The sequence below is a fragment of the Pseudomonas sp. CFBP 13727 genome (assembly GCF_014841915.1).
In the GTDB taxonomy this organism is placed as follows: Bacteria; Pseudomonadota; Gammaproteobacteria; order Pseudomonadales; family Pseudomonadaceae; genus Aquipseudomonas; species Aquipseudomonas baltica.
In genome coordinates, this window is the sequence record NZ_JACYUT010000002.1 from 504,981 (window position 1) to 527,734 (window position 22,754).

The 22,754-nt window shown below is 62.7% G+C and carries 20 protein-coding genes; 9 read left to right on the forward strand and 11 right to left on the reverse strand.

The annotated features are described in order from the left end of the window. Positions 1-151 precede the first annotated feature (151 nt). The 3 genes from lon (at position 152) to IFT76_RS09830 (ending at position 5,010) form a co-directional block, all read left to right on the forward strand. Entirely contained in the window at positions 152-2,548 is a 2,397-nt protein-coding gene (gene lon / locus IFT76_RS09820; protein ID WP_192058147.1) for an endopeptidase La, read from the forward strand. Between the two features lie 143 nt (positions 2,549-2,691). After that, positions 2,692-2,964 (forward strand): HU family DNA-binding protein, encoded by a 273-nt coding sequence (locus IFT76_RS09825; protein ID WP_049858847.1) that lies wholly within the window; start codon positions 2,692-2,694, stop codon positions 2,962-2,964. A gap of 171 nt (positions 2,965-3,135) precedes the next feature. Further along, positions 3,136-5,010, forward strand: a complete 1,875-nt coding sequence (locus IFT76_RS09830) for a SurA N-terminal domain-containing protein (RefSeq protein ID WP_185794481.1) — start codon at positions 3,136-3,138, stop codon at positions 5,008-5,010. 170 nt (positions 5,011-5,180) lie between these two features. Here the strand turns inward: IFT76_RS09830 and fabI are convergent, their stop codons facing one another. The 8 genes from fabI to gloB all read right to left on the reverse strand — a co-directional run bounded on the left by fabI (position 5,181) and on the right by gloB (position 15,837). Further along, positions 5,181-5,975: an enoyl-ACP reductase FabI gene (fabI, locus tag IFT76_RS09835; protein ID WP_192058149.1), complete on the reverse strand. Its 795-nt coding sequence runs from the start codon at positions 5,973-5,975 to the stop codon at positions 5,181-5,183. Between the two features lie 18 nt (positions 5,976-5,993). Continuing rightward, complete coding sequence (locus IFT76_RS09840; protein ID WP_192058150.1) at positions 5,994-7,604, reverse strand: ABC transporter ATP-binding protein; 1,611 nt, start codon at positions 7,602-7,604, stop codon at positions 5,994-5,996. Between the two features lies 1 nt (position 7,605). Beyond that, a complete protein-coding gene (locus tag IFT76_RS09845; RefSeq protein WP_122476003.1) occupies positions 7,606-8,625 on the reverse strand; it encodes an ABC transporter permease in 1,020 nt (339 codons plus the stop codon). Position 8,626: 1 nt separating this feature from the next. Beyond that, positions 8,627-9,700: a microcin C ABC transporter permease YejB gene (locus IFT76_RS09850; RefSeq protein ID WP_122476002.1), complete on the reverse strand. Its 1,074-nt coding sequence runs from the start codon at positions 9,698-9,700 to the stop codon at positions 8,627-8,629. Between the two features lies 1 nt (position 9,701). Further along, positions 9,702-11,534: an extracellular solute-binding protein gene (locus IFT76_RS09855; RefSeq protein WP_192058152.1), complete on the reverse strand. Its 1,833-nt coding sequence runs from the start codon at positions 11,532-11,534 to the stop codon at positions 9,702-9,704. After that, positions 11,531-13,372: an extracellular solute-binding protein gene (locus IFT76_RS09860; RefSeq protein ID WP_192058154.1), complete on the reverse strand. Its 1,842-nt coding sequence runs from the start codon at positions 13,370-13,372 to the stop codon at positions 11,531-11,533. Before IFT76_RS09860 ends, IFT76_RS09855 begins: the two co-directional genes overlap by 4 nt. A 140-nt stretch (positions 13,373-13,512) precedes the next feature. Next, positions 13,513-14,958, reverse strand: a complete 1,446-nt coding sequence (locus IFT76_RS09865; RefSeq protein ID WP_192053295.1) for a lytic transglycosylase domain-containing protein — start codon at positions 14,956-14,958, stop codon at positions 13,513-13,515. Positions 14,959-15,057: 99 nt separating this feature from the next. Further along, positions 15,058-15,837: a hydroxyacylglutathione hydrolase gene (gene gloB / locus IFT76_RS09870; protein ID WP_192058156.1), complete on the reverse strand. Its 780-nt coding sequence runs from the start codon at positions 15,835-15,837 to the stop codon at positions 15,058-15,060. An 81-nt stretch (positions 15,838-15,918) separates the two neighbouring features. On the opposite strand from gloB, the gene IFT76_RS09875 reads away from it, so the two are divergent. The 4 genes from IFT76_RS09875 (at position 15,919) to IFT76_RS09890 (ending at position 18,589) form a co-directional block, all read left to right on the forward strand. After that, entirely contained in the window at positions 15,919-16,689 is a 771-nt protein-coding gene (locus IFT76_RS09875; protein ID WP_122475993.1) for a class I SAM-dependent methyltransferase, read from the forward strand. Then, the gene (gene rnhA / locus IFT76_RS09880; protein WP_122713742.1) at positions 16,689-17,141 is read left to right on the forward strand and encodes a ribonuclease HI; all 453 of its coding nucleotides are present in this window, start codon (positions 16,689-16,691) and stop codon (positions 17,139-17,141) included. The genes IFT76_RS09875 and rnhA overlap by 1 nt, the downstream gene beginning before the upstream one ends. A gap of 125 nt (positions 17,142-17,266) precedes the next feature. Beyond that, positions 17,267-17,998, forward strand: coding sequence for a DNA polymerase III subunit epsilon (gene dnaQ, locus IFT76_RS09885; protein WP_122713741.1), 732 nt, complete (start codon positions 17,267-17,269; stop codon positions 17,996-17,998). A 6-nt stretch (positions 17,999-18,004) separates the two neighbouring features. Continuing rightward, entirely contained in the window at positions 18,005-18,589 is a 585-nt protein-coding gene (locus tag IFT76_RS09890) for a GNAT family N-acetyltransferase (protein ID WP_342365574.1), read from the forward strand. Here the strand turns inward: IFT76_RS09890 and IFT76_RS09895 are convergent. Further along, positions 18,572-19,474 (reverse strand): LysR family transcriptional regulator, encoded by a 903-nt coding sequence (locus IFT76_RS09895; protein ID WP_192058158.1) that lies wholly within the window; start codon positions 19,472-19,474, stop codon positions 18,572-18,574. The genes IFT76_RS09890 and IFT76_RS09895 overlap by 18 nt on opposite strands. A 61-nt stretch (positions 19,475-19,535) precedes the next feature. After that, complete coding sequence (locus IFT76_RS09900; RefSeq protein ID WP_122713739.1) at positions 19,536-19,745, reverse strand: hypothetical protein; 210 nt, start codon at positions 19,743-19,745, stop codon at positions 19,536-19,538. 175 nt (positions 19,746-19,920) lie between these two features. On the opposite strand from IFT76_RS09900, the gene IFT76_RS09905 reads away from it, so the two are divergent. Together IFT76_RS09905 and IFT76_RS09910 are read left to right on the forward strand one after the other, a co-directional pair. Beyond that, positions 19,921-20,472 carry an NADPH-dependent FMN reductase gene (locus IFT76_RS09905; RefSeq protein WP_192058160.1) on the forward strand — a complete coding sequence of 184 codons (552 nt, stop codon included), beginning with the start codon at positions 19,921-19,923 and terminating at the stop codon, positions 20,470-20,472. 113 nt (positions 20,473-20,585) lie between these two features. Next, positions 20,586-21,290: a YebC/PmpR family DNA-binding transcriptional regulator gene (locus IFT76_RS09910; protein ID WP_122475984.1), complete on the forward strand. Its 705-nt coding sequence runs from the start codon at positions 20,586-20,588 to the stop codon at positions 21,288-21,290. Positions 21,291-21,461: 171 nt separating this feature from the next. Here the strand turns inward: IFT76_RS09910 and IFT76_RS09915 are convergent, their stop codons facing one another. Next, positions 21,462-22,748, reverse strand: coding sequence for a leucine-rich repeat-containing protein kinase family protein (locus IFT76_RS09915; RefSeq protein ID WP_192058163.1), 1,287 nt, complete (start codon positions 22,746-22,748; stop codon positions 21,462-21,464). Positions 22,749-22,754: the final 6 nt, after the last annotated feature.

Consider the following 22,754-nt stretch of genomic DNA (forward strand, 5'->3'; position numbering starts at 1 on the left):
TCGACAATCTGAGCTGGAACAAGGAAGGGGCCTACGGGCCCCTTTCGTTTTTCAGACAGTGAACTTGTTTTTTGCGGGGCGAGCCCCCACATTGAAGGCATGCTCAATTCCATCTGTTTACGGCCTTCGGGGCCGCTGTAGAGGCGAAATCATGAAGACAACCATCGAATTGCCTCTCCTGCCATTGCGTGATGTCGTCGTCTATCCGCATATGGTTATCCCGCTGTTTGTGGGTCGTGAGAAGTCCATCGAAGCCCTCGAGGCGGCGATGTCTGGCGAAAAGCAGATCCTTTTGCTCGCGCAGAAGAATCCCGCCGATGATGATCCAGGTGAGGACGCCCTGTACCGTGTCGGTACCGTTGCCACCGTTCTGCAGCTGCTCAAGCTGCCTGACGGCACCGTCAAGGTGCTGGTCGAAGGCGAGCAGCGCGGCAGCGTCGAGCAGTTCCTGGAGATCAACGGCCACGTTCGCGCCGAAGTGCAATTGATCGACGAAGTCGATGCGCCGGATCGCGAGTCCGAAGTGTTCGTGCGCACGCTGCTGGGCCAGTTCGAGCAGTACGTGCAGCTGGGCAAGAAGGTCCCTGCCGAGGTGCTGTCCTCGCTGAACAGCATCGATGAGCCTGGCCGCCTGGTCGACACCATGGCCGCGCACATGGCGCTGAAAATCGAACAGAAGCAGGAGATCCTCGAGATCATCGAGTTGCCGGCGCGTGTCGAACACGTACTGGCACTGCTGGATGCCGAGATCGACCTGCTGCAGGTCGAGAAGCGCATTCGCGGGCGGGTCAAGAAGCAGATGGAGCGCAGCCAGCGCGAGTACTATCTGAACGAGCAGATGAAGGCCATTCAGAAAGAGCTGGGCGATGGCGAGGAAGGGCACAACGAAGTCGAAGAGCTGAAAAAGCGCATCGACGCGGCGGGCCTGCCCAAGGACGCCCTGGCCAAGGCCACGGCCGAGTTGAACAAGCTCAAGCAGATGTCGCCGATGTCTGCAGAAGCAACGGTGGTGCGGACTTATATCGACTGGCTGGTGCAGGTGCCTTGGCAGGCGCAGAGCAAGGTGCGCCTCGACCTGGCACGCGCCGAAAGCATTCTGGATGCCGATCACTACGGGCTCGAAGAGGTCAAGGAACGCATCCTCGAATACCTCGCCGTGCAAAAGCGCGTGAAGAAAATCCGTGGCCCTGTGCTGTGCCTGGTCGGGCCGCCCGGTGTGGGCAAGACCTCCCTGGCCGAATCCATCGCCCATGCCACCAACCGCAAGTTCGTGCGCATGGCCTTGGGCGGTGTTCGCGACGAAGCCGAGATTCGCGGTCACCGTCGTACCTACATCGGTTCGATGCCTGGTCGTCTGATTCAGAAGATGACCAAGGTGGGGGTCCGCAATCCGCTGTTCTTGCTCGACGAGATCGACAAGATGGGCAGCGACATGCGCGGCGATCCGGCCTCGGCGCTGCTGGAAGTGCTCGATCCAGAGCAGAACCATAATTTCAACGATCACTACCTGGAAGTCGACTACGACCTTTCCGACGTGATGTTCCTGTGCACCTCGAACTCGATGAACATTCCGCCGGCGTTGCTCGACCGGATGGAAGTGATCCGTCTGCCCGGCTACACCGAAGACGAGAAGATCAACATCGCGATCAAGTACCTGTCGCCCAAGCAGATCGAAGCCAACGGCTTGAAAAAGACCGAAGTCGAGATCGACGTCGAGGCGATCCGCGACATCATTCGCTACTACACCCGCGAAGCGGGCGTGCGAGGCCTGGAGCGTCAGATCGCCAAGATCTGCCGCAAGGTGGTGAAGGAACATGCACACCTGAAGAAATTCACCGTCAAGGTCACCGCCGAATCGCTGGAGCACTTGCTGGGCGTGCGCAAGTTCCGCTACGGCCTGGCCGAGCAGCAGGACCAGGTGGGTCAGGTCACCGGCCTTGCCTGGACTCAGGTGGGCGGCGAGTTGCTGACCATCGAGGCTGCCGTGGTTCCCGGCAAGGGCCAGCTGATCAAGACCGGTTCGCTGGGTGACGTGATGGTCGAGTCCATCACGGCGGCGCAGACGGTGGTACGCAGCCGCGCCAAGAGCCTGGGTATCGCGCCGGACTTCCATGAGAAGCACGACACGCATATCCACATGCCCGAAGGCGCCACGCCCAAGGACGGTCCGAGTGCCGGTGTCGGCATGTGCACTGCGCTGGTTTCGGCCCTGACCAAGATTCCGGTGCGTGCCGATGTCGCCATGACCGGCGAGATCACCCTGCGCGGCCAGGTATTGGCCATCGGTGGCCTCAAAGAGAAGTTGCTGGCGGCCCATCGTGGTGGAATCAAGACTGTAATCATCCCTGAAGAAAACGTGCGCGATCTCAAGGAAATTCCCGACAATATCAAACAGGATCTGCAGATTAAACCTGTTAAATGGATTGACGAAGTCCTGCAAATTGCGCTGCAATACGCGCCTGAGCCCTTGCCCGATGTGGCTCCCGAGATTGTCGCCAAGGATGAGAAACGCGATACGGATTCCAAGGAACGAATCAGCACGCATTGAGCCTTGATTTGACTGGGTGGCTTTCTTGACAGTTTTTTAGAGCCCTTGTTATAAAGCGGCACTTGCTGTCTCGACAGCCACCCGGCGCACGTTTCACCACATACTTAGAAACAACTCAAAATATCGATATAAGGGGACTTATAGTGAACAAGTCGGAACTGATTGACGCAATCGCCGCATCTGCTGATATCTCCAAGGCTACAGCTGGCAAGGCGCTGGACGCCGTGATCGAATCCGTGACGGGCGCCCTTAAATCCGGTGATTCGGTTGTGTTGGTAGGTTTCGGTACGTTCTCCGTGACTGATCGCCCGGCGCGCACCGGTCGCAACCCGCAAACCGGCAAGGCGCTGGAAATCGCGGCTGCCAAGAAGCCCAGCTTCAAAGCCGGTAAAGCCCTGAAAGAAGCTGTCAACTAAGCTTCGGCCACGCCTTTGCTACCTGCTGCCAGGCCATGCCGGCAACAGGAGTGGAGCTGAGCAAGCTCCGCGAGTTACGAGAAGGCGCATCCTCGGATGCGCCTTTCTTCTATCCGGATTCCTATTACTCTCCGCGGTCGCTCTATCTGTACGACCGTTTTCGGGGGATGCATGCTGCAGAACATCAGGGATAACTCCCAGGGCTGGATTGCCAAGACCATCATCGGTTTGATCATCGTGTTGATGGCGCTTACCGGTTTCGACGCGATCTTCCAGGCCGCCAGCCATAGCCAGGACGCTGCCAAGGTCAACGGTGACGAGATCACCTTGAACGAGCTAAGCCAGGCCACCGAGATGCAACGTCGCCAGCTGATGCAACAGCTGGGCAAGGATTTCGATCCGGCCCTGCTCGACGACAAGATGCTGCGCGAAGCGGCCCTCAAGGGCCTGATCGACCGCAAGTTGCTGCTGCAAGGCGCACATGACGCCAAGTTCGCCTTCTCCGAAGGCGCGCTCGACCAGATCATGCTGCAGACACCGGAATTCCAGGTTGACGGCAAGTTCAGCGCCGAACGTTTCGACCAGGTCATCCGCCAGATGGGTTATGGCCGCTTGCAGTTCCGCCAGATGCTCTCCGAAGAGATGCTCATCAGCCAGCTGCGCGCCGGCCTGGCAGGCAGCAGCTTCGTGACCGACGAGCAGGTTGCCGCGTTCGCCCGTCTCGAGAAGCAGACCCGCGATTTCGCTTCGTTGACCTTCAAGGCTGACCCGTCGGCGACCAAGGTCACCGACGAGGAGATCAAGGCGCACTACGACGAACACGCCAAGGAGTTCATGAGCCCCGATCAGGTGGTCATCGACTATGTCGAATTGAAGAAGTCTTCGTTCTTCGACCAGATCACCGTGAAGGACGAGGACCTCCAGGACGCCTACCAGAAAGAGATCGCCAACCTGTCCGAGCAGCGCCGTGCCGCGCACATCCTGATCGAAGTCAACGACAAGCTCGATGACGCGCAGGCCAAGGCCAGGATCGAGGAAGTACAGGCGCGCCTGGACAAGGGCGAGGATTTTGCCAAGCTGGCCAAGGAAGTCTCACAGGACCCAGGCTCGGCCAACAATGGCGGCGATCTCGGCTTCGCCGGCAATGGCGTGTACGACCCGGCGTTCGAAACGGCGCTCAATGCCTTGAGCAAGGGCCAGGTGTCGGCGCCGGTGCGCACCGATTTCGGCTGGCACCTGATCAAGCTTGAAGACGTGCAGGCGCCGGACGTACCGACCTTTGCCAGCCTCAAGGCCAAGCTCACCAGCGACCTCAAGACCCAGGAAGTGGAACAGCGCTTCGTCACCGCCACCAAGCAGTTGGAAGACTCGGCGTTCGAAGCCTCCGACCTCGGTCAGCCGGCTCAGGAGCTGGGCCTCAAGGTGCAGACCTCCGAGCCATTCGGCAGGGACGGCGGCAGCCAGGGCGTCACGGCGAGTCGCGCGGTGGTCCAGGCTGCGTTCAGCCCCGAAGTGCTGGAAGAGGGTTCCAACAGCGCCGCGCTCGAGCTGGATCCGGAAACCATGGTCGTGGTGCGTGTGAAGGAGCATCGCAAGCCTGCGCAGCTGCCGCTGGAAGCCGTATCCGGGCCGATCCGCACCGAGTTGGCCAGGCAGCACGCTGCAGCCCAGGTGAAGGCCAAGGGCGAAGCGTTGCTGGCCGGTCTGCGTGACGGCAAGGTGCCGTTGGCTGCCCGTCAGGACGGGCAGTCGTGGAAAGTGCTGGAGGCGGTCACCCGCGGTCAGGACGGCATCGAGCCGGCCGAGCTGCAGGCGCTGTTCCGCATGCCCAAGCCACAAGCCAAGGAGAAGCCCGAATTCACCAGTGTGTCGCTCAAGGATGGCAGCTTCGTGATTCTGCGCCTGGACGGCGTGAACGAGGCGGCAGCACCCAGCGATGAAGAGAAGACCCAGTATCGCCGGTTCCTGGCGTCGCGCATGGGGCAGCAGGATTTTGCCGCGTATCGCAAGTTGCTGGAAACCAAGGCGGACATCACCAAGTATTGAGGTGATGGATGTTTGAACAAAAGGCCGCGTATGCGGCCTTTTGTTTGTCCAGGCATCGGCGGCGCCCTTTCGCGGCCGATGACCGCTCCTACGGAGATTTCTGAATCTCAGGTAAAAAAACGCCGCTCGAGGTGAGCGGCGTTTTCTTCGATCGAGTGCAGCCTGACGACTTACTCTTCGATATCACCCATGGCGGTGGTGTTGAAGCCGCCGTCCACGTACATGATTTCGCCACTGATGCCCGACGCCAGGTCGGAGCACAGGAACGCGCCGGCGTTGCCGACTTCGTCGATGGTGACGTTGCGGCGCAGCGGGGTCTGCGCCTGGTTGGCGGAGAGCATCTTGCGGAAGTTCTTGATGCCCGAGGCTGCCAGGGTACGGATCGGGCCAGCCGATACGGCGTTGACGCGCGTGCCTTCCGGGCCCAGGGAGCCGGCCAGGTAACGCACGCCCGCTTCCAGCGAAGCCTTGGCCATGCCCATGACGTTGTAGTTGGGCATGGTGCGCTCGGCGCCCAGGTACGACAGGGTCAGCAGGCTGCCATTGCGGCCTTTCATCATGTCGCGACCGGCCTTGGCCAGTGCCACGAAGCTGTAGGCGCTGATGTCGTGGGCGATGCGGAAGCCTTCGCGGGTGGTGGCCTGGGTGAAGTCGCCATCGAGCTGGTCGCCAGGGGCGAAACCGACGGAGTGAACGATGACGTCCAGGCCATCCCACTTCTTGCTCAGGGCTTCGAAGACCGAGGCGATTTCAACATCGCTGGCCACGTCGCACGGGAAGCACAGATCGGCGCTCGAGCCCCAGCCGGCGGCGAATTCTTCGACGCGGCCCTTGAGCTTTTCGTTCTGGTAGGTGAAGGCAAGTTCAGCACCCTCGCGATGCATGGCGGCAGCAATGCCGGATGCGATGGACAGTTTGCTGGCGACACCGACGATCAGGACGCGCTTACCGGCGAGAAAACCCATGTGTTGTTCCTCTTCAGGTTAATCGACAGCCGTTGGGGCCAAGAAGGCTGCTTCCAACAGCTGCTGTGTATAAGGGTGCTGCGGCGCGGCAAAGATAGCCCGCGCCGCCCCTTGTTCGACGACCTGACCGTGCCGGATCACCATCAGTTGGTGGCTCAAGGCTTTGACTACCGCCAGGTCGTGGCTGATAAACAAATAGGTCAGGTTGTATTTCAGTTGCAGTGAACGCAACAGCTCCACTACCTGGCGTTGAACGGTGCGGTCGAGCGCCGATGTGGGCTCGTCCAGCAGGATCAACGCCGGTTTCAAAACCAAGGCCCGGGCAATGGCGATACGTTGCCGTTGCCCGCCGGAGAACTCGTGAGGGTAACGATGGCGGGTCTGCGGGTCCAGCCCAACCTCCTCGAGCGCGGCAATGATAGCCTGTTCCTGCTCGGCTTCGTTGCCGATCTTGTGTATTCGCAGGCCTTCGCCGACGATCTGGCTTACGCTCATGCGTGGGCTGAGGCTGCCGAACGGGTCTTGGAAGACCACCTGCATCTGCTTGCGCAGCGGTCGCACCTGCTGTTGGGCCAAGCCGTCCAGAGCAGTGCCCTGGAAGCGGATCGAGCCACGGCTGGCGATCAAACGCATGATCGCCAGGCCCAGCGTGGACTTGCCCGAGCCGCTTTCGCCAACGATACCCAGGGTCTGCCCACGGGGCAGGGTGAACTGGATGCCATCGACGGCTTTGACGTGATCCACGGTACGACCCAGCAATCCCTTCTTGACGGGAAACCAGACGCGCAGGTCGTCGACCGACAGAATCGGTTCGCCAACCCGTGTCGCCGCCGGCTCGCCACTGGGTTCGGCACCTAGCAGAACTTGGGTGTACGGGTGCTGGGGCGCTCGAAACAATTCTTCGCACGTAGCCTGTTCGACGATGCGACCGCGCTGCATGACACATACCCGGTGCGCAATTCGCTTCACCAGGTTCAAGTCATGGCTGATGAGTAACAGGGCCATGCCCAGTCGCGCCTGCAGGTTCTTGAGCAGTTCGAGAATCTTCAGCTGCACGGTGACATCGAGTGCGGTGGTGGGCTCGTCGGCAATCAGCAGTTCTGGCTCGTTGGCCAGGGCCATGGCGATCATCACCCGCTGACGCTGGCCGCCGGACAATTCGTGCGGCAACGCCTTGAGGCGCTTGTGCGGCTCGCCGATGCCGACCAGCTCGAGCAATTCCAGGGTGCGCCGGACAGCGGCAGCCCCGGTGAGCCCTTTGTGCAGGGCCAGCACTTCACCGATCTGTTTGCCGATGTTGTGCAGCGGATTGAGCGAACTCATCGGCTCCTGGAAGACCATCGCGATGCGGTTGCCACGGATGTGCCTGAGCTGTTTTTCCGGCAGCGTGAGCAGGTCGCGGCCGTTGTAGACGATGGTGCCGCTGGGGTGCTGGGCGAGCGGGTAGGGCAGCAGGCGCAGGATGGAGTGTGCAGTCACCGACTTGCCCGAGCCGCTTTCACCCACCAGCGCGAGGGTTTCGCCACGGCGGATATCGAAGCTGATGTGTTCGACCACCCGTTGCCGACTTTCGCCGGCGACGAACTCGACGGCCAGGTCGCGGACCTGGATCAGATTGTCCTGGCTCATGTCATTTCCTCGGGTCGAAGGCGTCACGGGCTGATTCGCCGATGAACACCAGCAGGCTGAGCATCAGCGCCAGCACGGTAAAGGCACTGATACCCAGCCAGGGCGCCTGCAGGTTGGACTTGCCCTGGGCGACCAGTTCGCCCAGCGATGGCGAACCGGCAGGCAGGCCGAAGCCGAGAAAATCCAGGGCGGTCAGGGTGCCGATCGCGCCCGTCAGGATGAACGGCATGAAGGTCATGGTCGAGACCATGGCGTTGGGGAGGATGTGGCGGAACATGATCGCGCCGTTCTGCATGCCCAGCGCGCGGGCTGCGCGCACGTATTCCAGGTTGCGGCCACGCAGGAATTCGGCGCGCACCACGTCCACCAGGCTCATCCAGGAAAACAGCAGCATGATGCCCAGCAGCCACCAGAAATTGGGTTGCACGAAGCTGGCCAGGATGATCAGCAGGTACAGCACCGGCAGGCCGGACCAGATCTCCAGGAAACGCTGGCCTGCCAGGTCCACCCAGCCGCCATAGAAGCCCTGCAGCGCACCGGCGATGACTCCGATGATCGAACTGGCGATGGTCAGCGTCAGGGCGAACAGGACCGAGATGCGGAAGCCATAGATGACCCGCGCCAGCACGTCGCGCCCCTGGTCGTCGGTGCCCAGCCAGTTCTGCGCGGAAGGCGGCGCCGGTGCCGGTACCCTGAGGTCGTAGTTAATGCTCTGGTAGCTGAACGGGATCGGCGCCCAGAGCGTCCAGCTGTCCTTGGCCGCCAGCAGTTCGCGCAGGTAGGGACTTTTGTAGTTGGCTTCGAGGGGGAATTCGCCGCCGAACGTCGTTTCCGGGTAGCGCTTGAAGGCAGGGAAATACCACTCGCCGTCGTAGCGCACCGCCAGGGGCTTGTCGTTGGCGATCAGTTCGGCGCCCAGGCTCAGGCCGAACAGCACCAGGAACAGCCACAGCGACCACCAGCCGCGCTTGTTGGCCTTGAACCGTTCGAAGCGCCGCCGATTGAGGGGAGACAGGTTCATCTCAGTGCTCCCGATGGCCGAAGTCGATGCGTGGATCGACCAGGGTGTAGGTAAGGTCGCCGATCAATTTCACCACCAGCCCCAGCAAAGTAAAGATGAACAGGGTGCCGAACACCACCGGGTAATCGCGGTTGATCGCCGCCTCGAAGCTCATCAGCCCCAGGCCGTCGAGGGAGAAGATCACTTCGACCAGCAGGGACCCGGTGAAAAAGATGCCGATGAAGGCCGAGGGGAAGCCGGCGATCACCAGCAGCATGGCATTGCGGAACACGTGGCCGTACAGCACGCGGCGATTGCTCAGCCCCTTGGCCTTAGCGGTGACCACGTATTGCTTGCCGATTTCGTCGAGGAAACTGTTCTTGGTCAGCAGTGTCATGGTGGCGAAGTGGCCGATCACCAGTGCGCCGACGGGCAGCACCAGGTGCCAGAAGTAGTCCAGCACCTTGCCGCTCCAGCTCAGCTCCTCGAAATTGTTGGACGTCAGGCCGCGCAGCGGGAACCAGTCCAGGTAGCTGCCGCCGGCGAACACCACGATCAGCAGGATGGCGAACAGGAAGGCGGGAATGGCATAGCCGATGATGATCGCCGAGCTGGTCCAGACGTCGAAATGGCTGCCGTGGCGGGTGGCCTTGGCGATGCCCAGGGGAATCGACACCAGGTACATGATCAGGGTGCTCCACAAGCCCAGCGAGATCGACACCGGCATCTTTTCCACGATCAGGTCGATGACCTTGGCATCGCGGAAGAAGCTGGTACCGAAATCCAGCTGCGCATAGTTCTTGATCATGATCCACAGGCGCTCGGGGGCTGGCTTGTCGAAGCCGTACATCTTCTCGATTTCCTTCACCAGCGCCGGGTCCAGGCCCTGCGCGCCGCGGTAGCTGGAACCGGCGACCGCCACTTCGGCACCACCGCCGGCGATGCGGCTGGTGGCGCCGTCGAAGCCTTCGAGCTTGGCGATCATCTGTTCCACCGGCCCGCCGGGCGCGGCCTGGATGATGGCGAAGTTGATGATCAGGATGCCCAGCAGGGTAGGAATGATGAGCAGCAGTCGGCGCAGGGTATAGGCCAGCATGTCAGGGCGTCTCGGAAGGCGTGGGGGTTACCGCCGGCGTGGCGTGGGGCTTGCGCCACCAGGTCTGCAGGCCCACGTCGTAGCGTGGCGTGATGGCCGGGTGGCCGATGTGGTTCCAGTACGCCACGCGCCAGGTCTTGATGTGCCAGTTGGGGACCACGTAGTGGCCCCAGAGCAGGACTCGGTCCAGGGCCCGGGCGTGATCGACCAGGTCCTGGCGCGAGGTGGCATTGATCAGGCTCTCCACCAGGCTGTCGATGGCCGGGTCCCTGAGCCCGATGTAGTTGCGGCTGCCAGGCTTGTCGGCGCTGGAGCTCGCCCAGAACTCGCGCTGCTCGTTGCCGGGCGAGGTGGACTGGGAGAAACTGCCGACCATCATGTCGAAGTCGCGCGAGCGAATGCGGGTGATGTACTGGGAGACGTCGACGCGGCGGATCACCAGTTCGATCCCCAGGTCCGCCAGGTTGCGCTTGTAGGGCAGCAGGACCCGGTCGAAATCGGCCTGGGTCAGCAGGAACTCGATCTTCACCGGCGTGCCCTTGGCATCGACCATCTTGTCGTCGACGATGCGCCAGCCGGCGTCCTGAAGCAGTTTATAGGCGCGACGCTGCTGCTCGCGCAGCATGCCGCTGGCGTCGGTGACTGGGTTGTTGAACGGCGTGTCGAAGATCTGCTCGGGAATCTGCCCGCGCAGCGGTTCGAGAATCTTCAGTTCGGCCGGGCTGGGCAGGCCCGAGGCCGCCATGTCGGAGTTTTCGAAATAGCTGTCGGTGCGCGTGTAGGCGCCGTTGAACAGCTGTTTGTTGGTCCATTCGAAATCGAACACCAGTGACAGGGCTTCGCGCACGCGCACGTCCTGGAACAGCGGCTTGCGCAGGTTGAATACAAAGCCCTGCATGCCGGTCGGGTTGCCGTTGGGTATTTCTTCGCGGATCAGGCGCTTTTCGCGGACGGCGGGAATGTCGTAGGCGGTGGCCCAGTTCTTCGCGCTGCTTTCGAGCCAGTAGTCGAACTGTCCGGCCTTCATGGCTTCCAGGGCCACGGTGCTGTCGCGGTAGTACTGGATGTCGAGCACGTCGAAGTTGAACATGCCGCGGTTCATCGGCAGGTCGCGTGCCCAATAGTCCTTGACCCGCTCGTAACGTATCGAGCGACCGGCCTTGACCTCTGCCACCCTGTAGGGCCCGCTGCCCAGCGGAATGTCCAGGCTGCCCTTGGTGAAATCGCGGCCTTCCCAGAAGTGCTTGGGCAGTACCGGTAGTTGACCGAGGATCAGTGGCAGCTCGCGATTGTTGCTGTGCTTGAACTTGAACAGCACCCGTTGCGGGTCTTCGGCGACCACTTCGGCGACGTCGGCGTAGTAGCTGCGATACAGCGGCGAGCCGCTCTGGATCAGGGTCTGGAAACTGAACACGACGTCTTCGGCGTGCATCGGCCGGCCATCGTGGAAACGCGCTTCGGGGCGCAGGTAGAAGCGCACCCAACTGTTGTCCGGGGCTTTCTCGATGCGCCCGGCCACCAGGCCATACTCGGTAAACGGCTCGTCCAGGCTTTGCCGCGCCAGGGTATCGTAGTTAAGGTCCATGTCGTCGGCAGGCACGCCCTTGCTGATGAAGGGATTGAGGCTGTCGAAGCTACCCACGCCTTTCTGGCGAAAGGTGCCGCCCTTGGGCGCGTCGGGGTTGACGTAGTCGTAGTGCTGGAAGCCGGCCGGGTATTTCGGTGCTTCGTCGTACAGGGTGAGGGCATGTTGGGGCGCGGCCTGTGCCAGGCTGGCCGCAAGGCTCAGCGCGCATGCGCCGAGGGCTCTGGCCAAGGCAGGTAATGGCATCATTGACTCTTCTCCGTAGGCTTGACCCACCAGGTACTCAGGCCCAGGGTGTACGGCGGTGTAGTGACGAATGCCAACCGGCTGCGGTACGCCAGGCGGTGGTAGTCCAGGTACCAGTTGGCCACCATGTAGTGCTGCGACAGCAGCACGCGGTCCAGTGCCCTGGCGGCGGCTACCTGGTCGTCACGGTTCTGGGCGCCGAGCAGTTGCTCCAGCAGGCGATCGACCACCGGGTTGGCAATGCCCGCATAGTTCTTGCTGCCGCGCACGGTGGCTTGGCTGGAGTGAAAGTACTGCCATTGCTCCAGGCCCGGGCTCAGGGTCTGCGGCAGGGTCAGCGAGATCATGTCGAAATCGAACTGGTCCAGGCGCTGTTTGTATTGCGCGCGATCGACGCTGCGCAGGTTGGCCTGCACGCCGATACTGGCCAGGTTGGCGACATAGGGGCCCAGGATGCGCTCCAGATTGGAATTGACCAGCAGGATTTCCAGGCGCAACGGCTGGCCTGCGGCATTGCGCAGACGGTCGCCCTGCAGCGTCCAGCCCGCATCCCCAAGCAGCTTCAGGGCCTGGCGCAAGGTGGCTCGAGGAATGCCGTTGCCGTCGGTACCGGGCATGCTCGGCGCTTCCAGAAAGAGGGCCGGGTTCAGTGCATTTTTGTACGCCGACAGCAGCAGGCGTTCCTTGCCGCTGGGCAGGCCAGTGGCGGCGAATTCGCTGTTGGGGTAATAGCTCTCGGAGCGCCGATAGGCGCCGCTGAACAGCGCGCGGTTGGTCCATTCGAAATCCAGCAACAGCCCCAGTGCTTGGCGCACGCGGGGGTCGCTGTAGGCCGGGCGGCGAGTATTGAAGAACAGGCCCTGGGTCTGCGTCGGGATCTTGTGGGGAATCTGCGCCTTGATCACATCGCCGCGACGCACCGCGGGAAAGTCATAGCCGTTGGTCCAGTTCTTCGCCTGGTGCTCGATGTAGATGTCGAACTCGCCGGCCTTGAACGCTTCGAAGGCCACGTCGCTGTCGCGGTAGAACTCGACCTCCATGCGATCGAAATTGTACTTGCCGCGATTCACCGGCAGATCCTTGCCCCACCAGTTCCGATACCGTTCCAGCACCAGCCTTCTGCCCGGTACCACCTGCTTGATTCGATAGGGGCCGCTGGTCACCGGCGCCTCGAAAGTGGTCGCCTGGAAGTCCCGACCTTGCCAGTAATGCTTGGGCAGGATCGGCAGTTCGCCCAGGCGCAGGATCAGCAGCGGATTGCCCGAGCGCTTGAACACGAAGCGGATACGAGTCGGGCTCAGCACATCGACCCGCAGCACTTCCTGCAGGTTGGTGCGGTACATCGGATGGCCCTGGGTCAGCAAGGTACGGTATGAGAACGCCACATCGGCGCTGGTGATCGGGTGGCCGTCGTTGAACCGCGCCTGCGGCCTGAGATTGAACACCACCCAGCTGCGGCTTTCGTTGTATTCCACCGACTGGGCGATGAGACCATAGCTGGAGCTGGGCTCGTCCCCCGAAGGCGCGTACTGGCCGGTACCTACCATCAACGGCTCGTTCAGCTCGTTGATGCCGTACTGCAGGAAGTTCGCGGTCTGGACCGGGCTGGTGCCCTTGAAGGTATAGGGGTTGAGCGTGTCGAACGTACCGAAGGCCATCGTCCGCAACGTGCCACCCTTGGGCGCATCGCCGTTGACCCAATCGAAGTGGCTGAAGCGTGCCGGGTATTTGAGCGTTCCGAATTGCGCATAGCCGTGGCTTTGGATGATCGTCGCGTTGGCGCAGGCGCTCAATGCAAGGCCCAGCAGGCAGGCCAGCAGGCGGAAGGGAAGGGGACGCATCAATTCATGAATCCGAACCGGTCGGCGATGACTTTGTTGCGCTTACAGTAACAGTTTGTCTCAGCAGGAAGAAGAGTGGTGATGGCGTTAAGCTGGCGCTGGAACGCTCCTCAGGGGGAGCGTTCCAGGTCAGCGCGCACTCAGCGGCGGTTGAGGTAGACCGTAAGGGTCTGGCCAGGCTTGAGCGCGTGGCCGCTGCGCGGATTCCAGCGCTTGAGATGCTGCATCTCGACGTTGAAGCGCTTGGCGACCAGGTACAGCGAGTCGCCCTTGCGCACCTTGTAGGTGGTGGTCTTCTGCGCATCGCTGGCAGCCGAGCCAGCCTTGGCCACCAGGCGGCCCTTGGCCGGGGTTTCAGCCTGCATGACCAGGGTCTGGCCGGCCTTGAGGTTCTTGCCGGTCAGGCGGTTCCAGCGCTGCAGGTCGCGGGTATCGACCTTGTTGGCCTTGGCGATGGACGCCAGGTTGTCGCCGCGCCGCACGGTGTACGACTTGGGCCGGCTGGGCTGCACCACCGCCACTTCGTCGAAGACGCGCTGGGCAGGTGCCAGGGTCAGCAGTTCTTCGGGCTTCATGTTCGACAGGCTGGCGGTCAGCAACTGTGCCTTGGCCGTAGGCACCAGCAGGTGCTGGGTCGGCTCCATGGTGACGCGCTTCTTGAATGCCGGATTGAGCTGGAACATCTCGTCTTCGTCGATGCCGGCCAGCGCCGCGACGCGGGACAGGTCGACGCGCTGGTTGACCTCCACCACGTCGAAGTACGGTTGGTTGGCGATCGGGTTCAGATTCACGCCGTAGGCCTGGGGCGATTGCACCAGTTCGGCCAGGGCGAGCAGCTTGGGCACGTAGTCACGGGTCTCCTGCGGCAATGGCAGGTTCCAGTAGTCAGTCGGCAGGCCGAGCTTTTCGTTGCGCTCCATGGCGCGGCTGACCGTGCCTTCGCCGGCGTTGTAGGCCGCCAGGGCCAGCAGCCAGTCGCCGTTGAACATCTCGTGCAGCTTGCTCAGGTAGTCCAGCGCCGCACCCGTGGAGGCGGTGACATCGCGACGACCGTCGTAGAAGTTGGTCTGGCGCAGGTTGAAGTAGCGGCCGGTGGACGGAATGAACTGCCACAGCCCGGAGGCATCGGAGCGCGAATAGGCCATCGGGTTGAAGGCGCTTTCGATGACCGGCAGCAGCGCCAGCTCCAGCGGCATGTCGCGTTCTTCCAGGCGCTCGACGATGTAGTGCATGTACAGGCTGCCACGGCCGCTGGCACTTTCCAGGAACGATGGGTTGCTGACGAACCACAGGCGCTGCTGTTCGACGCGCGGGTTCATGGCAATGCTGTCTTGCAGCTGGAAACCGTCGCGAATCCGCTCCCACACGTCCTGTGGGGCTTTCTTCGGCTGGCTCTGGTTGACGAAAATCGGCTTGGGCCGCACGTGTGCGGTCAGGGCGTGAGGGCGGGCGTCCGGGGCGGCGCCCGAGGACACGCTGGCGGTGCTCTGGCAGCCGGCCAGGCCGGCGCACAGCGTGACCGCGATCGCCTGGGCCAGTCGCGTCAATGCGTCGGACTTGATGGTTTTACGTATGGATGACGACATTGGCTGGAGGATAGTTCCGCGCGAAAATGTCGGGCGATTCTAGAAAGTGACCGAAGGTCGGTCAACCTTTGAGAAATTTCCGACACAAATCAGTGCCCTTCAGAACTTATCTTTCCAACTACGCAAGGTTGCGAACACCGCCTGCGCCGTGCCGTGAGAGGTTCCGGCCCGTTCGTCTGCTTTTTGTTTAACGGATGTTTCAGCAGCCCGCAGAAACGGGTTCGTGCGCTTTTCCAGGCTGATCGAGGTGGGCAGGGTGATCGCATTGCGCTGGCGCAGCGCAGTGACCTCTTCCAGACGCTCGGCGATGTCCGGATTGCCAGGTTCTACCGCGCTGGCGAATTTCAGGTTGCTCAGGGTGTATTCATGGGCGCTGTAGACCAGGGTGTCATCGGGCAGCCCGGCCAGGCGCGACAGCGACGCGTGCATCTGCTGCGCAGTGCCTTCGAACAACCGCCCGCATCCGGCGGCGAACAGGGTGTCGCCGGGGAACAGCAGCGGCTGCGTGTCGCTCAGGTGGTAGAAGGCGATGTGCCCCGCAGTATGCCCCGGCACGTCGTGGACCTGCAGGTGCAGGCCGAGCACGTCCAGGCTGTCACCTTCGCGCAGGGCGCGGTCGCGGGCCGGGATCGATTCCCCGGCAGGCCCACTGACCTGCGCGCCGGTGCGCCGCTTGAGCGCCTGAACGCCGCCGACGTGATCGTTGTGGTGATGGGTGACGAGGATATCGGTCAGGCGCATGTCGGGATGGGCGTCGAGCCACCGCTCGACCGGCTCGGCGTCGCCCGGATCCACCACCGCGCACTGGCGCGCCGCAGTGTCTTGTAACAACCAGATGTAGTTGTCGGAGAAAGCGTTCAGCGCGTGAATCTGTATCATGGCTCGGTTCGCTTGATTTCGATTAATGGTCCATCTTAGTGCCCCGTCGGCATTAGGTGAACCTCAGTGTGGGAGATCGTCATGACCGATACCGCCTTTGCCCAGGCCGACCCACAGTGGCTGGCCCTGATCGGCCAGGCCCGCGAATGGTTCGCCGGGCCGCACGGCCAGTTGCTGCTGCGCGAAGAACAGCGCTTGCTCGAAGAAGAGCTGGCGCGTTTCTTCGGCGGCTATCTGGTGCATTACGGCCCCAGCGCCGAGCCACCACCGGTGGCCGGGCAAATCCACCGCAACGTGCGCATGGGTGCGCCCTTTCCAGGCGTCGAGATCGTGTGCGAAGAGCAGGCCTGGCCGCTGGGCGAACATGCCGCGGACGTCGTGGTGCTGCAGCACGGGCTGGATTTCAGCCTCTCGCCCCACGGCCTGCTGCGCGAAGCGGCCAGCGCGGTGCGGCCGGGTGGGCACCTGCTGATCGTCGGCATCAACCCGTGGAGCGCCTGGGGCGCGCGCCGGGTGTTCGCCAAGGACGGGCTGCACAAGGCGCGCTGCTTCTCCGCTTCGCGGGTGGCCGACTGGCTGAACCTGCTGGGCTTCGGGCTGGAGAAACGCCGGTTCGGGTGTTATCGTCCGCCGCTTGCCTCGCCCCGCTGGCAGGCGCGCCTGGCCGGCCTCGAACGCGTCGCCGGCAAGTGGCAGAGTGGCGGTGGGGGCTTCTATATATTGGTTGCGCGCAAGATGGTGGTAGGCCTGCGGCCATTGGTGCAGCAACGCCGCGAGCCAATGGGCAAGTTGCTGCCGCTGCCGATGGCCAAGGTCAACCGAGACAATTCGAACATCGATGGAAAAGCCTGATGAGTGACACTGTGGAAATCTTCACCGACGGCGCCTGCAAGGGCAACCCTGGCCCCGGCGGCTGGGGGGCATTGCTGGTGTGCAAGGGTGTGGAGAAAGAGTTGTGGGGCGGCGAAAGCACCACCACCAACAACCGCATGGAGCTGACGGCGGCCATTCGCGGGCTGCAGGAACTCAAGCGCGGCTGCGACGTGCTGCTGGTGACCGACTCCGAGTACGTGATGAAAGGCATCAACGAGTGGATGGTCAACTGGAAAAAGCGCGGCTGGAAAACCGCCGCCAAGCAGCCGGTGAAGAATGCCGACCTGTGGCAGCAGCTCGACGAGCAGGTCAATCGCCATCAGGTCAAATGGCAGTGGGTACGCGGCCACAACGGCCATGCGGGCAACGAGCGCGCCGACGACCTGGCCAACCGTGGGGTCGATGAAGTGCGTGGCATGCGTCAGGCGTAGGCGGCCCGGTCGTCAGGCAACCGGATAGGAGCCCCTGCTGCGCTGTGCTAGAGTTTCACCGGTTGCCGTTCATGCCCATCGCTCCACCTTGATCTTCGTTCACCCTGCTCGAGAGTTTTCTGCCCATGGCCGTTCGTTCCGTAGTATTCGACACCGAAACCACCGGTATGCCGGTCACCGATGGCCATAGGGTGATCGAGATCGGCTGCGTCGAACTGATGGGGAGGCGTTTGACCGGGCGCAATTTTCACGTCTATGTACAACCGGACCGGCCCAGTGACGAGGGCGCCATTGGTGTCCACGGCATCACCGACGAGTTTCTGGTGGGCAAGCCGCGTTTCGCCGAGGTCGCCGACGAACTCTACGAGTTCATCCAGGGCGCGCAGATCATCGCGCACAACGCGACCTTCGACGTGGGCTTCCTGAACAACGAATTCAAGATCGCCGGCATGCCCGAGCGGGCCAACATTGCCGAGTACTGCACGGTGATCGACAGCCTGGCGATGGCCCGCGAGCGCCATCCGGGGCAACGCAACAGCCTCGATGCGCTGTGCAAGCGCTATGGCATCGACAACTCCGGGCGTGAGCTGCACGGCGCGTTGCTCGACTCCGAGATTCTTGCGGACGTCTACCTGGCCATGACCGGTGGCCAGACCAGCCTTTCGCTGGCAGGCAACGCCAGCGATGGCGACGGCGGTGGCAAGCAGGGCAGCGAGATCCGCCGACTGCCGGCGGATCGCCGGCCCACGGCGATCATCCGCGCCAGCCAAGCCGAGCTCGACGAGCACCTGGCACGCCTGCAGGTCATCGCCAAAGCTGCCGGGGCCGATGCGCTCTGGACGCAGTTGGGCGCGTAGCCCGCTGTGTCGCCTGCGAACGGCCCGGCCAGTGGTTTGACCGATAGCCAGCCGTGCATTCGCCTGGCCGATGAGCGTTTCGACGACTACGTGCTGGGCGCCGATTTCAGTGCCCAGGTCTGTGGTTATGTATCTCCTGTATTCAATCAGCCGGTCGCCCAGTGGCCACTCAGGTCAGTGCGGGTATATCGCAAGGACTACGGCATAGACCCTGCCGAGTTCGCCCGCTATCGCCAACCCGAGGCCGGCGGTGCCATCTTCGTGGCGTGGCTCGGTGAGCAGGCCGTCGGTCACGTGGTGGTCAGCCGTCACTGGAACAACCTTGCCTATGTCGACGAGCTGGCGGTCGATGCGTTGGCGCGCGGGCAGGGCGTGGCCAAGGCGCTGCTCGATGTGGTGCGTTTCTGGGCAATCAAGCAGGGTTTGCCAGGCATCATGCTGGAAACCCAGAACAACAACCTGCCAGCGTGCCGGCTGTACGAACGCTGTGGTTTCAGGCTGGGTGGGATCGACTACTTGCGCTACCAGGCCATCGATGCGGCCAGCCACGAAACGGCGCTGTTCTGGTACACGTTATTCGCGGACGGGTGAGAGCAACGCCTGCGCGTTGTGCGCAATGATTTCGAGCAGGGTCTTTGCCGCCGCGCAAACCGATGCCTCACTGCGCGTGAGGGCGTAGAGGGTGACCGGCACGGCAGGCGACAGCGGGCACGTATCCAGCCCCTGGGCACGCGCACCCGCTGCGGTAAAAGGATCGACGATGGCCAGCCCTTCGCCGGCCTCGACCATGCTGCGCATCATCTGGTAGGTCTGCACGCGAGTCTGGATACGCGGGGGCGGATTCAGCGCTTGAAGCTTGTGTTCCAGCACTAGGCTCAGCGGGTCTTCCCCCTCCAGACCGATCATCGCCTGTCCCGCCAGTTCATGCAGTGCGATGTAGCGATGCTTGGGGGAGAGCCAGCCTTGAGGGGCGAGCAACTGCAGTTTGCCTTCGGCCAGCACCTGGCTGGTAATGGACGCGTGCTTGGGACTGTGCAGGCTCAGGCCGATGTCGGTCTGCTGCAGCAACAGGCTGCGCACCATGGCATCGGTATTCTGCACACCCAGCGTGCACGGGGTTTCACGAAAGCGTCGGCGCAGGGCAGCGATGCTCTGCGGCAGCAACTGGTGGGCCAGGGACGCTGTGCACACCACGTGCAGTCCGGGATCCTGATGCTCGCGCAGGCTGTCGGCCAGGCGTTGCAGGCGGTCCGCCTGAGTTTGCACGTTTGCGATGGCAGCCTGCATGCGCAGGGTTTCCGGGGTCGGCTGGAACCTCCCACGGGCCCGCGCAAACAGCAGGAAGCCCAGCTTTCGCTCGGCGTCCTGCAAGTTCTGTTCGAGGGTCTGCACGGAAAGGTCGAGCATTTGCGCAGCGCTCTTGAGTTCGCCGGTCTGGCAGAGCGCCTGGATGATTTCGATATGGCGCAGTCTCATGCGCGTTCCCTGCCGGCTAACAACGCGGGGGGCGTGTCAGCGTGAATGGGTGCACGGACTGTCAAGGGATTCGGATGATTTCCACGCCGCTCTGTACCAGTTGGAAACGGTCGTCGCCCAAGTGGTTGACTCGATCGCCGATGGCCAGCTTGTAGGTACGGGTCGGCGCACTGCCTTCGACCGCCGGGGTCGACTCCTGAAACTCATGCACCGGATAGATACGACCTTCCGCATCGCGTGCATGAAATTGCCCAACCAGGACTACCGCCATTTTAGTTCCAACCTCTGAAGAATTTTGCGTGTATCTCGCTGGCACTGTAGACCCCTGTTTATTCAGGTAGTTTTGCCAGCGAGAAAAAATAGTGCGGGCGCCTGACCGATGGCGGACAAACCGGGCCAAGTCATCTATAACTAGCCCTCGGTTCATTCATCACAGGGGTACAGGCATGAGCAAGGTCTATTCGGTTGCGGTACTGGTCGGCAGCCTCAGAAAAGAGTCGATCAACCGCAGGGTGGCACTGGCGCTGCAGGCCATGGCACCTGACAACCTGACGTTGAAAATCGTGGAAATCGGCGCTCTGCCGCTTTACAACGAAGATATCGATGTCACCCCACCCGCTGCTTATACCACTTTTCGCCAGGCGCTGGGCGAAGCCGATGCGCTGCTGTTCGTCACGCCCGAGTACAACCGCTCGGTACCGGCACCTTTGAAGAACGCGATCGACGTGGGCTCGCGGCCTTACGGTCAGAGCCACTTCACCGGCAAGCCGGGCGCGGTCATCAGCGTCTCGCCCGGTGCGGTAGGCGGCTTTGGCGCCAACCAGCATCTGCGCCAGTGCATGGTGTTCCTCGACGTGGCAATGATGCAGCAGCCCGAAGCGTACCTGGGTCACGCAGGTGGGCTGTTCGACGAGAACGGTCAGGTGGTGGAGAAGAGCCGGCCATTCCTACAGGGTTTCATCGACGGCTTCGGCAAGTGGGTGGCCCGCGTGGGTTGATGTTGCGCCCGGAGAATTTTGGTCGATGCGCTTGCGATGGGCAGGTAAACTGCGCCGCAACGCGCGGGCTGCAGTCGCCTGCGCATGGGTCGAGCGAACAAGAGAGCGGGTAAATGGGCGCACAGTGGAAAGCTAAACATCGCGAAGCAGCAGCCAACGCCAAGGGGCGGATCTTCGGCAAGCTGTCCAAGGAAATTTCGATCGCGGCGCGTTCCGGTACCGATCCGGACACCAACGCCCGCCTGCGGTTGGTGATCGAACAGGCCAAGAAGGCCTCGATGACCCGCGAGACGCTGGAGCGTGCCATCAAGAAGGGCGCCGGCGTAGGCGACGACGCGGTCAACTACACATTGGTCAAGTACGAAGGCTTTGCCCCGCACCAGGTGCCGGTCATCGTCGAGTGCCTGACCGACAACGTCAACCGCACCGTTTCGCAGATTCGCGTGCTGTTTCGCAAGGGCACCCTGGGCGCCGAGGGTTCGGTCTCCTGGGATTTCCATCACTACGGCATGATCGAAGCGACGCCTGATTCGGCCGACGTCGATGCCGAGGAAGCGGCCATCGAAGCCGGTGCGCAGGAGGTCGAGGAGGGCGACGAGGGCGCGTTCCTGTTCCTGACCGAAACCACCGATCTGGACGCCGTGTGCAAGGCGCTGCCGGGGCAGGGTTTTACGGTGGTGTCGGCGAAGATCGGCTACGTGCCGAAAAACCCGGTGACTCTGGATGACGCCGCGCAGTTGGCCGAAGTGGAAGACTTCCTCGACGCCATCGACGGCAACGACGACGTGCAGAACGTCTACGTCGGCCTCGCCGGCTGATCCGTAGTCGTCTTTACCGCTATAGGCCAGGCAGATCGTAAGGACGCGGCCGACACCACCCCTGTAGCAGCGGCGCGAGCCGCGTCCGGGTTCAACGCGGTGCGTCAGGTAGATTACGGCGGCCGTTGACGCGGCTTGCGCCGCTGCTACAGGGGATCTGGCGTCTGATCGTCAGGTACCCAGGCGCTGGGTGACTCGCGCGAAGCTGGGGCGGGCCAGTACCTGGGGCTGGACGCACTCGCGTTGCAAGGCCCACAAGCCGTCGTCGGTTTCAGTGCAACGGGTCAGCAGCTCCTCGAACAGCAAGCCGAAGGCGCGAACTTCGATCCGCTCCAGTGCTTGCGATACCTCGCCCCCGTCGCCGGGGTAGAACGAGGCCCCCCCGAAATCGCCGAACAGGCATTCGCCACTGTCGCGCCACAGCACGTTGTGGGCGTAGAAGTCACCGTGGTTGATCCCGCGCGCATGCAGATGGGCGCCGACTCCGGCCATACCCCGCAGCAGGCGCAACAGGGCATCGCGATCAATGGCGAAATCGGCCGAGTAGATGTCGCGCGTGCAAGAAGCCAGGCTGGGCGGACCCGCCAGGTTGGCGAACGACTGATCGATCAGCGCCATGACCAGCCCCGCAGTACCGTCGGGATGCCCGCTCAAGCGTCCCAGCACCTCGATCAACTGCGGATGTTCGCCCGCAGCCATGCAGGCGTTCATCTCGTTGACCGGCGAGCCATCGCTGGTCATCGCGCCCTTGTACAGCTTTACCGCCACCGGCTGCCCGCTTTCCAGGTGTGCACGATAGATGATGCCCGAAGCCCCTTCGCCCAGACGCTCGTCCAGGCGCAGGTCGCTCCAGGCGATGTGCCCGCGTGTGCCCTCGCTGTGGGGTGTGGTGAAGGCTTCGCTCATGGGGTTCCCGGCATACGCCAGCCAGGCCAGCCGTGGCAGGCGCAGCAGCCAGTCGGGCAGGGCCGGCAGGCGGTTTGCCGACAGGCGCAGCAGCTCGAGGTTTTCCAGCCGTGCCAGGCGCTCGGGCAAGGCTTGCAGACGGTTGCCCGAGAGCATCAGTTTCTGCAGGTGCAGGCAGTCACCCAGCGCGTCGGGCAAACGCTCGATGCGGTTGTCGGTGAGAATCAGCCAGCGCAGCTGTGGCGGCAACGCCTGCGCAGGTACGTGTTCGATGCGGTTGGCCTTGAAGCCGACCATGCTCAACTGCGGGCAGCGGCCGATGCAGGCAGGCAACTCGGTGAATGGATTGTCCGAGCAGAACAGCACCTTGAGCTTGTGCAGCCGGTGCAGGTCATCGGGCAGCCGGGTCAGGGCGTTGCCGCTGAGGTTGAGCACCTCCAGGCTGTCGGCCAGGGTGAAGATGGCCTGGGGAAATTCGGTCAGGCCGCAGGCCAGGTCCAGGCGGGTGGCGCCAGCCAAATGGCCGGCTTCGAGCAGCTCGAGGGTATTCATGGGACA

Bases quoted from the DNA above. Each gene is read 5' to 3' on its own strand.
- lon (WP_192058147.1), top strand. From the start codon at position 152: ATGAAGACAACCATCGAATTGCCTCTCCTGCCATTGCGTGATGTCGTC.
- IFT76_RS09830 (WP_185794481.1), top strand. From the start codon at position 3,136: ATGCTGCAGAACATCAGGGATAACTCCCAGGGCTGGATTGCCAAGACC.
- fabI (WP_192058149.1), bottom strand. From the start codon at position 5,975: ATGGGTTTTCTCGCCGGTAAGCGCGTCCTGATCGTCGGTGTCGCCAGC.
- IFT76_RS09840 (WP_192058150.1), bottom strand. From the start codon at position 7,604: ATGAGCCAGGACAATCTGATCCAGGTCCGCGACCTGGCCGTCGAGTTC.
- IFT76_RS09845 (WP_122476003.1), bottom strand. From the start codon at position 8,625: ATGAACCTGTCTCCCCTCAATCGGCGGCGCTTCGAACGGTTCAAGGCC.
- IFT76_RS09850 (WP_122476002.1), bottom strand. From the start codon at position 9,700: ATGCTGGCCTATACCCTGCGCCGACTGCTGCTCATCATTCCTACCCTG.
- IFT76_RS09855 (WP_192058152.1), bottom strand. From the start codon at position 11,534: ATGATGCCATTACCTGCCTTGGCCAGAGCCCTCGGCGCATGCGCGCTG.
- IFT76_RS09860 (WP_192058154.1), bottom strand. From the start codon at position 13,372: ATGCGTCCCCTTCCCTTCCGCCTGCTGGCCTGCCTGCTGGGCCTTGCA.
- IFT76_RS09865 (WP_192053295.1), bottom strand. From the start codon at position 14,958: ATGTCGTCATCCATACGTAAAACCATCAAGTCCGACGCATTGACGCGA.
- gloB (WP_192058156.1), bottom strand. From the start codon at position 15,837: ATGATACAGATTCACGCGCTGAACGCTTTCTCCGACAACTACATCTGG.
- IFT76_RS09875 (WP_122475993.1), top strand. From the start codon at position 15,919: ATGACCGATACCGCCTTTGCCCAGGCCGACCCACAGTGGCTGGCCCTG.
- rnhA (WP_122713742.1), top strand. From the start codon at position 16,689: ATGAGTGACACTGTGGAAATCTTCACCGACGGCGCCTGCAAGGGCAAC.
- dnaQ (WP_122713741.1), top strand. From the start codon at position 17,267: ATGGCCGTTCGTTCCGTAGTATTCGACACCGAAACCACCGGTATGCCG.
- IFT76_RS09895 (WP_192058158.1), bottom strand. From the start codon at position 19,474: ATGAGACTGCGCCATATCGAAATCATCCAGGCGCTCTGCCAGACCGGC.
- IFT76_RS09900 (WP_122713739.1), bottom strand. From the start codon at position 19,745: ATGGCGGTAGTCCTGGTTGGGCAATTTCATGCACGCGATGCGGAAGGT.
- IFT76_RS09905 (WP_192058160.1), top strand. From the start codon at position 19,921: ATGAGCAAGGTCTATTCGGTTGCGGTACTGGTCGGCAGCCTCAGAAAA.
- IFT76_RS09910 (WP_122475984.1), top strand. From the start codon at position 20,586: ATGGGCGCACAGTGGAAAGCTAAACATCGCGAAGCAGCAGCCAACGCC.
- IFT76_RS09915 (WP_192058163.1), bottom strand. From the start codon at position 22,748: ATGAATACCCTCGAGCTGCTCGAAGCCGGCCATTTGGCTGGCGCCACC.